The organism is Virgibacillus phasianinus (genome assembly GCF_002216775.1).
Classification (GTDB): Bacteria; Bacillota; Bacilli; order Bacillales; family Amphibacillaceae; genus Virgibacillus_F; species Virgibacillus_F phasianinus.
Genome location: NZ_CP022315.1, coordinates 2056446 through 2069768 on the forward strand (window position 1 = coordinate 2056446; position 13323 = coordinate 2069768).

At 45.3% G+C, this 13323-nt stretch carries 11 protein-coding genes; 10 read left to right on the forward strand and 1 reads right to left on the reverse strand.

Annotated features, from left to right (window positions below):
- Window positions 1-21 precede the first annotated feature (21 nt).
- From CFK37_RS09955 to CFK37_RS09995, 9 genes are all read left to right on the forward strand, one after another.
- The gene (locus CFK37_RS09955; RefSeq protein WP_089061710.1) at window positions 22-1227 is read left to right on the forward strand and encodes a M20 family metallopeptidase; all 1206 of its coding nucleotides are present in this window, start codon (window positions 22-24) and stop codon (window positions 1225-1227) included.
- Between the two features lie 36 nt (window positions 1228-1263).
- Window positions 1264-2079, forward strand: coding sequence for a DUF3100 domain-containing protein (locus CFK37_RS09960; protein WP_089061711.1), 816 nt, complete (start codon window positions 1264-1266; stop codon window positions 2077-2079).
- Window positions 2080-2081: 2 nt separating this feature from the next.
- Window positions 2082-2537, forward strand: coding sequence for a hypothetical protein (locus tag CFK37_RS09965; protein WP_089061712.1), 456 nt, complete (start codon window positions 2082-2084; stop codon window positions 2535-2537).
- Window positions 2538-2637: 100 nt separating this feature from the next.
- Window positions 2638-3213 (forward strand): hypothetical protein, encoded by a 576-nt coding sequence (locus CFK37_RS09970; RefSeq protein ID WP_089061713.1) that lies wholly within the window; start codon window positions 2638-2640, stop codon window positions 3211-3213.
- A gap of 764 nt (window positions 3214-3977) precedes the next feature.
- Window positions 3978-5564: an L-lactate permease gene (locus CFK37_RS09975; protein ID WP_089061714.1), complete on the forward strand. Its 1587-nt coding sequence runs from the start codon at window positions 3978-3980 to the stop codon at window positions 5562-5564.
- A gap of 357 nt (window positions 5565-5921) precedes the next feature.
- Window positions 5922-6641, forward strand: a complete 720-nt coding sequence (locus CFK37_RS09980; protein ID WP_089061715.1) for a FadR/GntR family transcriptional regulator — start codon at window positions 5922-5924, stop codon at window positions 6639-6641.
- Between the two features lie 178 nt (window positions 6642-6819).
- The gene (locus CFK37_RS09985) at window positions 6820-7539 is read left to right on the forward strand and encodes a (Fe-S)-binding protein (protein WP_089061716.1); all 720 of its coding nucleotides are present in this window, start codon (window positions 6820-6822) and stop codon (window positions 7537-7539) included.
- Between the two features lie 13 nt (window positions 7540-7552).
- Complete coding sequence (locus CFK37_RS09990) at window positions 7553-8986, forward strand: LutB/LldF family L-lactate oxidation iron-sulfur protein (RefSeq protein WP_089061717.1); 1434 nt, start codon at window positions 7553-7555, stop codon at window positions 8984-8986.
- Window positions 8987-8988: 2 nt separating this feature from the next.
- Window positions 8989-9684, forward strand: coding sequence for a LutC/YkgG family protein (locus tag CFK37_RS09995; RefSeq protein WP_089061718.1), 696 nt, complete (start codon window positions 8989-8991; stop codon window positions 9682-9684).
- A gap of 110 nt (window positions 9685-9794) precedes the next feature.
- Here CFK37_RS09995 and CFK37_RS10000 read toward each other — a convergent pair whose 3' ends face one another.
- Window positions 9795-10673 (reverse strand): LysR family transcriptional regulator, encoded by an 879-nt coding sequence (locus CFK37_RS10000; protein WP_089061719.1) that lies wholly within the window; start codon window positions 10671-10673, stop codon window positions 9795-9797.
- Between the two features lie 139 nt (window positions 10674-10812).
- Here CFK37_RS10000 and CFK37_RS10005 point away from each other — a divergent pair, with 139 nt between their 5' ends.
- The gene (locus tag CFK37_RS10005; RefSeq protein ID WP_089061720.1) at window positions 10813-12999 is read left to right on the forward strand and encodes a malate synthase G; all 2187 of its coding nucleotides are present in this window, start codon (window positions 10813-10815) and stop codon (window positions 12997-12999) included.
- The last annotated feature ends 324 nt before the right edge of the window (window positions 13000-13323 follow it).

The window sequence follows — 13323 nt, forward strand, 5'->3', positions numbered from 1 at the left end:
CTAAAAAAAGGAGTGCTTTAAATGGAAAATTTATATAATGAGTTGGATGCAATCTATGAGGAAATTGTGGAAATCAGAAGGTATCTTCATGAAAATCCGGAGTTGTCGTTTAAGGAAGTCAAAACAGCAACGTATATTGCCGAATATCATCGGAATTTGGGCCATGAGGTAAGGACCAACGTTGGGGGTAACGGGGTTTTGGCTTATCTCAAAGGATCAAAAACTGGCCCAACGGTGGCTTTACGGGCCGATTTTGATGCATTGCCAATCCAGGAGAAAACAGACGTCCCCTTTAAATCGGTGAATGATGGGGTAATGCACGCCTGTGGTCATGACGGGCATACCGCAGCATTGCTGGGGCTTGCGAAAGTACTAAATGGCATGAAATCGGAAATTGCGGGCACGATTGTTTTCCTCCATCAACATGCAGAAGAATTGCCACCAGGTGGGGCTGTATCAATGATAGAAGATGGCTGTCTTGATGATGTCGATGTTATTTTTGGGACACATTTACAGGCGCAGATGCCACTCGGGGAGGTTGGATACCGATCGGGCCCGCTTCAAGCAGCGCCGGATCGATTTGATATTAAGATCCTTGGCGAAGGTGGTCATGGTGCCTATCCGCATGATACGAAGGACAGCATTTTAATTGGTGGACAACTCATCAATAATTTGCAGCAAATCGTGAGCAGGAGGGTCGATCCACTTGATGCAGCTGTTGTATCTGTTTGTAATTTTGAAGCGAAGAATCCGTATAATGTTATTGCTGATACCGCTGAAATGATTGGGACGGTTCGAACTTTCAAGGAAGAAACGCGTGATTTTATCGAAAAAGAGATTGAAAATGTGGTGGATGCGACGTGCAAATTGTCCGATGCCGACTATGAGTACACGTACACCCGTGGCTATCCAACACTGGTTAACCATAAACACGAAACAGAATTCGTTGCTGAGCTTGCGAAGGATGTACCAGGAGTTCAGGCTGTTAACGAGACACCACCGATTATGGGTGGGGAGGATTTTGCGTATTATTTGCAGCATGTGAAAGGGACCTTTTTCTTTACAGGTGCAGAAAATCCGGAATGGGAAAAAGTATACCCGCACCATCATCCGAAATTTGACATTGATGAGCGGGTATTATTGATAGCAGCAAAAGTTCTTGGTAAGGCAACGCTACAGTATTTGCACGTTCATGCTGACAAAATTCCGAATGAAGCGGAATCATGATTGAAGCTGGGCTGTTGATTAGAAGGAGGCACTAGAATGGCTGAACAGGCACTTAATTTATGGAAAGATTGGCGGTTGCATGTAGTCGTGTTTGCGATTGTTATCGTCACTGAATTTATTGGAACACATGAGATTTCAATTGGCCCAGGTGTCATTCTGTTGCTGCCAATGCTGTATGCGGTAATCATTGGAATCGGCCTATTTTTTACTCCGCTGATTAAGAAAAAGCAATCAATCAACGCGGAACCACTTGTTTTCATTTCCGTGACATTGCTGATAGCAAAGTTTGGTGTACAGGCAGGACCGGCGTTACCGCAGCTAATTGACGCGGGATTTGCATTGGTATTCCAGGAACTAGGGAATCTAGGCACTATCTTTTTAGCACTGCCAATCGCACTTTTGCTTGGCTTAAAACGGGAAACAATCGGGATGACCCACTCTATCGGCAGGGAGCCGAATTTGGCATTAATTACGGATAAATATGGCTTGTCTTCACCGGAAGGGCGCGGCGTGATGGCAATCTATATATTTGGAACCGTTTTTGGATCGATATTCATGGGACTTGCTTCAGGGTTTTTGGCAACCATTACACCGCTCCATCCATATTCATTTGCTATGGCAACAGGAATCGGCAGCGGCAGTATGACAGCTGCTTCTCTCGGGCCACTCGTTGCCGCTTTTCCTGAAAAGGCAGCCACCATCACAGCCTTTTCAGGAGCAAGTAATCTGCTAACGTCGGTTACAGGATTGTACGCGAGTATCTTCATTGGACTGCCTTTAGCGGAAAAGCTCTATACAGTTTTTACCAAAAAGAAAGAGAAGCGTGTTGAAAAAAATTCAAAGGTGGTGTAATCATGTTAAAAAGTCTTCAGGAGTGGGTTATGCTCTTTGTTATCATAGGATTTATGATTCTGATTGGCAACTGGATTGGATATGACGTGATGCCACTTGCGGCGATGCCAGGTATTGTTACGCTAGCTTTAATTAGTCTGGCTGGCTTAGTTATTCATAGATTGATTGGTTACAAAAAAATTCCGAGTATCGCTTACATTGGGATATTGGCATTTGTTCTGACAATTCCGGGCGTACCCGGTTCCGAGCAAATTGTTGCTTGGACATCGAAGGTTAATCTACTAGCCATCGCAACACCAATTCTTGCCTATGCGGGAATTTCAATCGGCCGTTCCTGGGCGGACTTCGCCAGACTCGGCTGGAAAACGATAGTGGTAGGAATGTGTGTGCTGCTGGGAACGTACCTTGGATCCGCCATCGTCGCCGAAATTATCTTAAGAATGCAGGGAATTATCTAGGCAGGATATGGGGATTCACATAATAATTTTACCCTAAAAAGGAATTTTCTCATCTTTGTCGAATAAATAAAGGAATCCAATTTAAAAGGTGGGTTAAACCTTGAATACTCTTGAATTCATTTCATCCATAATTAAATCGATTGCGTGGCCAAGTGTGATCCTTGCTATCATCATAATCTTAAGAAAACCACTTAAAAAATTACTTAATAACATTAACAGAATAACGTACAGCAATGTTGCAATTGAATTTTCCAAAGGTCTGCAGGCGGCGAGACAGAGTCTTGAAAGTGTTAAAACTGTGTTTGACCTTAATGTTTCAGGGGATAAAAGTTTTAACAAAAAAGAAAATGAGATCGTGGAAATTGCCAACATATCCCCATCTGCTTCCATTGCAATGTCCTGGTCAATGGTGGAAGATGTAATTAATAAACAGTTGCCGGATGTTAAGGAAGCACCAATCGCGGATATTTCTATTCTTAAAGTGCAGGGGATAATCAGTTCAGATATGGAAGCCGTACTGATTAAATTGAAAAAGTTAAAAGATTGTGCTGTCAATGGAACTGTCGATGGAAAGTTGTCATATACACAATCGATAGAATACTTCGAGATTGCGAAGACTGTGCAGGGGATAATGGGGGGAGATTCAGGAAAAGAAGCTAAGATTCACGGCAATTAGAAAAGGTAGCGGGCAGATATAAATGCTGCTTCGCTATTTTTTTACACTTAAGGAAGTATAAAAATTTAAAGGAATTAAGTATAAGCAAAACTTCGGCATTCACTATTAAGGTCAAGGCGAATTCCGAGTTTTTCTAAAAAGATCAGAAAGTATAAACGAAAATCTGTCTAGCTCCAGCGCCCAGAAGCTGCCGTCATAAGCAATGGACACGACGAACGCGAAACCCATGCGTTCTACGGTCCCTTGCTTATGCGTCTGCTTCTAGACGGGCGCTTGCGCTTTTCATGTCTAGCTCCAGCGCTCAGAAGCTGCCGTCATAAGCAATGGACACGACGAACGCGAAACCCATGCGTTCTACGGTCCCTTGCTTATGCGTCTGCTTCTAGACGGGCGCTTGCGCTTTTCATGTCTAGCTCCAGCGCTCAGAAGCTGCCGTCATAAGCAATGGACACGACGAACGCGAAACCCATGCGTTCTACGGTCCCTTGCTTATGCGTCTGCTTCTAAACGGGCGCTTGCGCTTTTCTTACTGGGCAATGAAATGTGTAGTATATACGAATGGTTTGTACATACCGCCTTGGCAGGCAGTGAATCCTGTTTTCCGTTATCCCATTTTTTACTCAATAAAGGTTATTTTCAAAAAAATCATTGACGTTATAAAAAATTTAAAATAAAATTAAAACAGGTCATCAGATGACCTGTTTTTTTAATGGCCATGATGAAAACGCTTCATTTATCCAATCTGGAGGGGAGAATTAAAGTCTATGTTATTACTTGTAGCATTGAGCGCTATCATTGCACCGTTTATTTTTTTAGTGATTTTCAGGATGACGGCGTTAAAGGGAATGTTTTTTAGCGCAGTTATTGTCATTGCACTGGCGCTTTTAGTTTGGGGGATGGAAGGCGATATTGTACTGGCATCTGTTTTCCAAGGTATCCATAAGGCGTTGACCATTCTATTAATCTTGTTTGGGGCAATTGTCCTGTTGAATACACTTAAACATACTGGGGCGGTTGATCGTATCAACCAGGGATTTCAAAATATCTCAGGTGATATGCGCGTCCAGGTTGTGATTGTGGCATTTTTATTCGGTTCTTTGATAGAAGGGGCTGCTGGTTTTGGAACGCCTGCTGCTGTAACGGGTCCACTGATGGTCGCACTTGGATTCAATCCAATGGCTGCCGCAGTCCTTGCTTTAGTTGCCGATAGTTCTGCTGTTTCCTATGGAGCAGTCGGGACGCCAATTCAGGTAGGGCTGAGTAATATTCCAGGTGCTGGACCAGAACTATTCCATGATGTTGGTGTACATATAGCAACAATTGATTTGATTGCGGGTACATTCATTCCGTTCGTGCTCATCGTTATCCTGACGTTTTTTTTCGGAAAAGGGAAAGGAATAAAGGATGCATTTCCATTGTTGCCATGGGCTTTAGTAGTCGGAATTACATATACCGCGTCGTCTCTTCTTTTTGCCGTATTATTTGGACCTGGTTTTGTTGCTATTTTGGCATCTCTAACAGGGCTTGTCGTTGCTGCATGGACGGCAAAAAAAGGATGGCTATTGCCGAAAACAGAGTGGAAAGATGCTTTACAAGACGGTCACGAGTTAAAAGTGGAAAAGTCAAAAATGGGGCTGATAACGGCATGGTCGCCATACGTTGTAGTAGTTGGGCTTTTATTGATTACACGGATCATTCCGCAGATAAAAGAGTTCACCTTGACGGCTATTGATTTTACTTGGAATAATATCCTCGGGGTGGAAGGGATTACTTCAAAATGGGAGATTTTATATTCGCCAGGTACCGTATTAATTATTGCAGCACTACTGGCAATCCTTATTCAGCGTAAGTCTTTTACCAATTTTGCGAAAGCGTCGAAGGAGTCACTGCTTTCAATTAAAAATGCTGGTTTGGCATTAATATCTACACTTGCCTTGGTGCAGGTGTTCACCAATTCCGGTATGAATGTGGAAGATCTTGTAAGCATGCCGCAGTATATTGCACAGGCGCTTGCGGGCACATTCGGTTCAATGTGGATTTTTGTTGCACCGTTTTTAGGCGAGCTTGGGGCATTCATAACGGGAAGTGATACGGTGTCGACCCTGACATTTTCGCCGATTCAATATAGTATCGCGGATCAGACGGGGATTGATACGAACATTGTCCTGGCCCTGCAAGTTATCGGTGGTGCTGCCGGTAATATGATTTGTGTTCATAATGTTGTCGCAGCATCCGCAGTCGTTGGATTGTCTGGAGAAGAAGGATCCATCATTCGAAAAACATTAATCCCAGCACTGCTATACGGATTATTAGCCGGAATTGGAGGATTTATCCTACTGACATTTATCTAGCGGGACGGAGGGACAGGTTCCTTGTCCCCGGGGACTAGGAACCTGCCGAGGTCACTGAAAAAGTAAACTATAATACAAAATAAGTGGATCTATCGACGCACCTTGAATATACCTCGCTTTCCGCGGGCGAGTGTCGAGTCTCCTCGGACTGTCGTCCTGCGGGGTCTCGCCGATCTCTCACTTCCCGCAGGAGTCTCGGTATATTCAAGATGCTAGGTAAAGTTGAAAAGTTAAATTGCTAATATCCACCACTTTTTCAGTAACCTCAACCTGTCCCTCCGTCCCACCGCTCTTTCAAATTCTAATGGTTTCTATTATGATTAGAATAAAGGATGAGTTTGAGGGGGAGGGGTATTTGTGGGTTATAAACCGATTAAGGCTAGAAAAATATATGAAGAAGTAACAGATTCGCTTTTGGAAATGCTCCGGACCGGCCAATTTGAACCGGGGGATAAATTAGATTCTGTTGAACAATTGGCTAAAAACTTTAGTGTGGGTCGCTCAGCAATTAGAGAAGCCCTAAGCGGATTGCGGGCAATGGGACTGGTCGAGATGCGGCAGGGTGAAGGAACATTTATCACCTTATTTGATCCATCCAAGTTCTCCCTGCCAGTAGCCACAGCGCTTTTAATGAAACGGGAAGATATCAAGGAATTGTCGGAAGTGCGTAAAATACTCGAAGTAGGTGCGGCTGGATCAGCCAGCATGAACCACTATGCCGAAGATTTGCTGCCAATGAAACAGGCGTTACAAGCCATGCAGGATGCTAATGGAGAAGGCGAGGTCGGCGAGAAAGCGGATTTGGATTTTCATTTAGCAATTGCCAATGCGACACATAACCAGATGTTAATTAATCTAATGAGCAGTGTCTCAGATATTATGGTCGAATCGATGCGGGAAACGAGAAGACTATTATTGTATTCAGAAGAAGGGATGACCACTTTATACAAGGAGCATCAGCTGATTTTTGATGCGATACAATCAGGACAATCTGAGAAAGCGCAAAAACATATGCTTGACCATCTGCTTGGAGTGGAAGGCGTACTATCCGAATACTTGGACTATACAAATGAATAAAGTATAAAGTAGAATTTTTTAAAACTAAAGGTATGATGACCTGTTATTTGTGGGACGTAGGGACAGGTCCCGCGTCCCGCCAGGTAGATAGGGACGGAAAGCCTGTCCCAAGCGTACTGGGACAAGGGACCTGTCCCCATGTCCCGCACATGTCCCAGCTAGGAAAGGGTGATTTATGATGAAGGTTTCTTTGTTTGTTACGTGTCTTGGTGAATTGTTTTATCAGGATGTGGCGAAGGATGTGGTTGAGGTTCTGGAGCGGCTTGGTTGTGAGGTTGATTTGCCCAAGGGGCAGATCTGTTGTGGCCAGCCCGCATACAATAGTGGGTATCGCAAGGATGCACAAAAGGCAGCAAAGCAGATGATTGCCAGTTTTGAGGACTCGGAATATATTGTTACTCCGTCGGGGTCCTGTGCAGGAATGTTCAAGGAGTACCCTGGCATGTTTAAAGAGGATAAAGAATGGCAGGACAGAGCCCAGGCTGTTGCCGATAGAACATATGAATTCACTCAGTTTATCGTCAATGTTCTGGGAGTTGAGGATGTTGGTGCAGCATACACAGCGCGTGCCACTTACCACACCTCCTGTCACATGATGCGGTTGCTTAAGGAGAAAGAGGCACCTTTTAAACTGTTGGAAAATGTAAAGGGACTTGAATTGCTTCCGCTGGAAAACAGCTATGATTGCTGTGGCTTTGGAGGTACGTTTGCCGTTAAAATGGTTCCAATTTCGGAGCAGATGGTCGATGAAAAGGTCAGACATGTGGAAGAGTCCACGGCCGATGTTCTGATTGCGGCGGATGGCGGATGTCTAATGAACATTAAGGGTCGGATTGATCGTAAGGGAAAGCCAATTGAAGTGAAACATATTGCTCAAATATTAAATTCACGTGCTTAAGGAGGTAGTTAAGATGGCAATGAAAATTGGAGAGAAGCCATTTTTTGACAGGGTAGATGATGCCTTGGAAAATGACTTTATGCGAAACGCGATGGCTTCCGCTCAAGATAGGTTACGTGATAAGAAACTGGATGCGACCGAACGGGACGACGAGATTGGTGATTGGGAAGAATGGCGCAGTGCCGGGGAAGAAATTCGTCGGCATACGTTAGAAAACCTTGATTACTATTTGGATCAATTAAGTGAGAATTTTGCCGCGAAAGGCGGACATGTATATTTTGCCAAAACGGCTGAGGATGCTAACCGCTATATTCAGGAAGTAGCAAGGAAAAAAGATGCGAAACATGTGACGAAATCGAAGTCGATGGTTACCGAGGAAATTGGCCTGAATGAGGCACTTGAAGATGTTGGCTGTCACGTCCATGAGACCGATCTTGCGGAATATATATTGCAGGTGGATGATACCGATCGGCCTTCCCATATCGTCGTTCCCTCACTGCATAAAAATAAAGAACAGATTCGCGACACTTTTAAATCGAAAGCGGGCTACACTGGGACAGAGGAGCCGAGTGAGCTGACAGCCTTTGCCAGAAGTCAGCTGCGTGATGTATTTCTTGAGGCCGATATCGGGATTACCGGGTGTAACTTCGCCGTTGCTGAGTCCGGATCGATTTCACTGGCCACGAACGAAGGGAATGCGAATATGGTTACTTCCTACCCGGATACGCAGATTACCGTGATGGGGATGGAGCGGCTTGTGCCGACATGGGACGAACTTGACGTTTTAATCAATTTGCTGAGCAGAAGTGCCGTCGGACAAAAAATTACCACGTATGTGACCAACTTAACTCCAGGCGTGGAAGAAGATTGTGTGGATGCGCCGAAAGAATTTCACCTCGTGATTCTGGATGCGGGTCGTTCGAATGCATTAGGGACTGAATTTCAATCAGCGCTTCATTGCATCCGGTGCGCAGCCTGTGTGAATGTTTGTCCGGTTTACCGACAAATTGGCGGGCATGCCTATGGTTCGATTTATCAAGGGCCAATTGGAGCGGTGCTGTCACCGATTCTGGGTGGTTATGAGGAATACGGGGAACTGCCATATGCATCCAGTCTTTGTGCAGCTTGTACTGAAGCCTGTCCGGTAAAAATTCCGCTTCATGAGCAATTGATCAGACACCGGGAAAATTATGTCGCCGAGCAGGGCAAACCGAAAGCTGGCGAAAAGCTGTCCATGAAAGCATTTGGCATTGGGGCAAGCACCCCTTCCCTATTTCAAATAGCTGTTAAAGGTGCGCCAACGTTTTTAAAGCCATTCGTAAAAGATGGAAGTATTTCAAATGGACCTGGACCAATGAAGCCATGGACCGCCATCCGCGAATTTCCAGCACCGGGCAAGGATAACTTCAGAAGCTGGTTTAAGGAACATAAAAGGGGGAGGAAGTAATCATGGCCAAAGGAACGATTCATAATAAGGATGTTTTTTTAAATGAAATCGCCGGAAAGCTTGGACGTGAACGCAGGAAGGATGTTACTCTTCCAAGGTGGCAGCATCAGCCGCAATGGGAGGTCTACAAAAATGATTCCCCTGATGATTTGTTAGCTATTTTTCGGCAAAGCAGTCAAGCCAAAGATGCGCATGTGGTAGAAACAGACCGGGCAAACCTTGCGGAAACACTGCAAAAAGTTGTGGATGCGTATGGTGGCGAGTCTATCGTTGCAACGAACGATGACCGATTTGCTGCATACGGGCTTAACGATGTCCTTGATACGAATCACACACATCGCTGGGATACGGCGCTTGGTGCTGAAAATATTGAAAAAGCGAATGCGGCTAATATCGGCATTTTCTTCGGTGACATCGGTCTTGCTGAGTCAGGTACAATTGTCCAATTCAATGATAAGGATATCGCGCGGTCCGTCAGCCTGCTGCCGATTACCTATATTGCAATCGTGCCAAAATCATCGATTGTACCACGGATGACGCAGGCTGCACATGAAGTTCACAAGCAAGTGGAAGCCGGCAAGGACATTGCAACCTGCATCAATTTCATTTCCGGCCCCAGCAACAGCGCCGACATCGAAATGGACATCGTAGTAGGCGTGCACGGCCCAGTCAAAGCAGTGTATCTAGTAGTTGAGTAGGGACGGAGGGACAGGTCCCTCGTCCCGCCGATTCAGTCGGAGCCCGAAAAGGGACTTCCATCGCCAAACAGTCACTGGGACGCGGGACCTGTCCCACCGTCCCGCAGCAGTCACGCGTCCCTGGACATGCTGATGAATTCACGGACGGCGAAGGGGAGGTATTTGTTTTTGCGCCAGATCATGCCTAGTTCAAGGTTGACGACGGGTTTGGCAAAAGGAATAGCTGTAATGTTCCCGTTGTTTATCTGCTGGCAAATTTTGCTCGGTAATAGGGCGACTCCCAATTTTGCTTCGACCATTTCTACCATAAAATCTTTTTGTGAACTTTCACAGACAACATTGGGATAAAACCCATGTTCCTCACATGCCTCGATAATCCGGTCATGCAGGGAGAAATCACGTCGGTATAGGATAAATGGCTCATCCTTAATATCGAGGAATTCAATGGCTCCCTTTGTGGCTAAGAGGCTGTCGTTGTGCACAATCAGCATCAGTGGATCTTTTACCAGTTTAATTGTTTCAAAGTTTCCTTGCTTGACGGGCACATTACAGACTAAACCGATGTCAAGGGCCCCTTCGGCAACTCCGTTTTTAATGGTGTTGCTGCCAACCTCTGTTAACAGCATTTCAATGGCTGGGTAGGCTTCCTTGTATGTACTAATTAATTTAGAAAAAAACGCGGCACCGATAATCGGTGGAATCCCAATTTTAATTTCCCCTTTTTTTAAATCAATCACATCGTTCAATTCGGATGTTAAGTTTTCAAAAGCATGGAGCACAGTTTTCGCATTGACCAGCAATGCTTTGCCGGCATCCGTCAGATCCAATTGGTTGGCTCCCCGATAAAATAGTGGTGCACCAAGCTCGTCCTCAAGGTTCTTAATGGTTTTGCTTAACGATGGCTGTGAAATATGCAGAACCGAGGCTGCTTTGGTGAAGTTCGACTGCTTGGCAACTTCCGCAAAATATTCAATCTGTCTGATGTCCATGTGAAGCACCCCTTCCCCGTGTATTATTCCTATTATAGTGCAAGGTATAGCCAAAAGGAATAGCGTGCATGCAAAACTTGTATTTTTGTTTCTACCCTCGCCTGTAATAGAATAATAGGTAGAAAGGGAGGAATGATGGATGACGGATTATGTGAAAACGGGCAATCTTCAGGTAGCAAGAGAGCTTTATGATTTTGTGAATGCAGAAGCACTTCCGGACACAGGTCTTGACCAGGACACATTTTGGGCCGACTTTGGAACGCTTGTCACTGATTTAGCCCCGAAAAATAAAGCCTTACTTAAAAATCGTGATGAAATTCAACAGCAAATAGATGCATGGCATAAAGAAAACAAATTTGACTTTGCCGCATACAAAGCATTTTTACAAGAAATCGGCTACCTTGAACCTGAGGTGGATGACTTTGCGATTACAACAGAAAATGTTGACGATGTCATTACCGTACAGGCCGGGCCGCAGTTAGTTGTGCCGATTGATAATGCGCGCTATGCCATCAATGCAGCCAACGCACGGTGGGGCTCGCTTTATGATGCATTATACGGAACAGATGTAATCAGCGAGGAAGGTGGTGCCGGAAAAAAAGATGCCTATAATCCTGTCCGCGGCGACAAAGTTATTGCCTTTGCGAAAAAATTTCTCGATGATCATGTACCGCTTCAAAGATCCTCACATACGGAAGCAACAACCTATGCAATCGTGAACGGCACATTAGAAATTACACTTCAGAATGGAGAAACTACCGGACTGGCAGATGCTGCTAAATTAGTCGGATACCAAGGGCAGGCAGAAGCGCCGGATGCTGTTCTTTTGAAAAATAATGGATTGCATCTGGAAATTCAAATCGACGGCAATCATCCGATTGGAAAAACCGATCCAGCAGGTGTGAAAGATGTTTACTTAGAGTCCGCGACCTCAAGCATCATGGACTGTGAGGACTCAGTTGCTGCAGTAGATGCCGAAGATAAAACACTTATCTACCGCAATTGGCTTGGTTTGAACCGCGGAGAATTGACGTCGGTTTTTACCAAAAATGGAAAAGAGGTAAAGCGTACATTAAACCCTGACCGAACATATATAGATCCAAGTGGTGGGACGGTTGCCCTGCCTGGCCGTGTGCTGATGTTTGTCCGTAACGTGGGTCACTTAATGACGAACAGCGCCATACTCGACGAAAACGGTGAAGAAGTGCCTGAAGGAATCATGGACGGTGTGTTCACCAGCCTAATGGCCAAACATGGTCTGCTTGGAAAAGGTATTTACCAAAATTCCAAAACAGGTTCCGTTTATATCGTAAAGCCGAAAATGCACGGTTCGAAAGAGGCTGCGTTTGCGAATGAACTGTTTAACCGTGTCGAGGATATGCTTGATATGACGCGCAACACACTGAAAATTGGGGTCATGGATGAAGAGCGCCGTACCAGCCTGAACCTGAAAAACTGTATCAATGAAGTGAAAGAGCGCATTGTTTTCATTAATACTGGATTTTTAGACCGAACAGGTGATGAGATTCATACATCAATGGAAGCTGGTCCGATGATTCGTAAAGGTGAAATGAAGTCATCAACCTGGCTGAATGCCTATGAGAAAAATAATGTGAGTGTTGGTCTGGATACTGGACTGAAAGGTAAAGCACAAATCGGGAAGGGAATGTGGGCAATGCCTGATTTGATGGCCGCAATGCTTGAGCAAAAAATCGGCCATGTACAGGCAGGTGGCAACACGGCCTGGGTTCCGTCACCGACGGCAGCAACCCTGCACGCACTGCACTACCATGCGGTTGATGTAGGAAAAGTCCAGGAGCAACTAGCGAAAGAAAGTAAGGATTACCGCGATGAGGTTCTGCAGATTCCGGTTGTAGCCAATCCAAACTGGTCGCCTGAGGAAATTCAGGAGGAACTTGATAACAGTGCCCAAACCTTGCTGGGTTACGTGGTGCGCTGGGTGGAACAGGGAATCGGCTGTTCAAAAGTTCCGGATATTAATAATGTCGGGCTCATGGAAGACCGCGCAACATTGCGAATCTCAAGCCAAATGATTGCAAATTGGCTGCACCATGATATTTGTACCAAAGAACAAACACTAGACACACTGAAACGAATGGCGAAAGTTGTCGACGAACAAAATGCTGGCGATGTCTCCTATCGTCCAATGGCGCCAAACTTCGACAACTCCATAGCATTCCAAGCAGCCTGTGACCTAGTATTCAAAGGAAAAGCACAACCAAGCGGCTACACAGAACCAATCCTCCACCGCCGCCGCTTACAAGCAAAAGGGACAGTGGGGACAGGTTCCTTGTCCCAGGGGTGAAACTGAAGTTGGATGTGGGCGTGTAGAGGTGTGCGCGGGACGGGGGGCCTGTCCCCGCGTCCCACCGCCACCCCGCCCAACCCTCACTCCTAATCTATTATTCTATGCAGCGGCAATCTAAGTTATCCCAGATTGGCAAATATTATCATAAATTTTCTGATTCTTTGAAATAGTACGTTGACTTATGGCGGGTTCAGTGGTTTAATTGGGTAAAGTTATCGGATATCTGATAAGTGGACAGGGAGAAGGTTGGACTTCCTTAAATCTATTACCGATGTGGTGGCGACAGAGCGGGTCAGGGGACCTGTCCCTCTGTCCCATTCA

What these genes read in the sequence shown, in the direction of transcription:
- CFK37_RS09955 (WP_089061710.1), top strand. Translation starts at nt 22, where the DNA reads ATGGAAAATTTATATAATGAGTTGGATGCAATCTATGAGGAAATTGTG.
- CFK37_RS09960 (WP_089061711.1), top strand. Translation starts at nt 1,264, where the DNA reads ATGGCTGAACAGGCACTTAATTTATGGAAAGATTGGCGGTTGCATGTA.
- CFK37_RS09965 (WP_089061712.1), top strand. Translation starts at nt 2,082, where the DNA reads ATGTTAAAAAGTCTTCAGGAGTGGGTTATGCTCTTTGTTATCATAGGA.
- CFK37_RS09975 (WP_089061714.1), top strand. Translation starts at nt 3,978, where the DNA reads ATGTTATTACTTGTAGCATTGAGCGCTATCATTGCACCGTTTATTTTT.
- CFK37_RS09985 (WP_089061716.1), top strand. Translation starts at nt 6,820, where the DNA reads ATGAAGGTTTCTTTGTTTGTTACGTGTCTTGGTGAATTGTTTTATCAG.
- CFK37_RS09990 (WP_089061717.1), top strand. Translation starts at nt 7,553, where the DNA reads ATGGCAATGAAAATTGGAGAGAAGCCATTTTTTGACAGGGTAGATGAT.
- CFK37_RS09995 (WP_089061718.1), top strand. Translation starts at nt 8,989, where the DNA reads ATGGCCAAAGGAACGATTCATAATAAGGATGTTTTTTTAAATGAAATC.
- CFK37_RS10000 (WP_089061719.1), bottom strand. Translation starts at nt 10,673, where the DNA reads ATGGACATCAGACAGATTGAATATTTTGCGGAAGTTGCCAAGCAGTCG.
- CFK37_RS10005 (WP_089061720.1), top strand. Translation starts at nt 10,813, where the DNA reads ATGACGGATTATGTGAAAACGGGCAATCTTCAGGTAGCAAGAGAGCTT.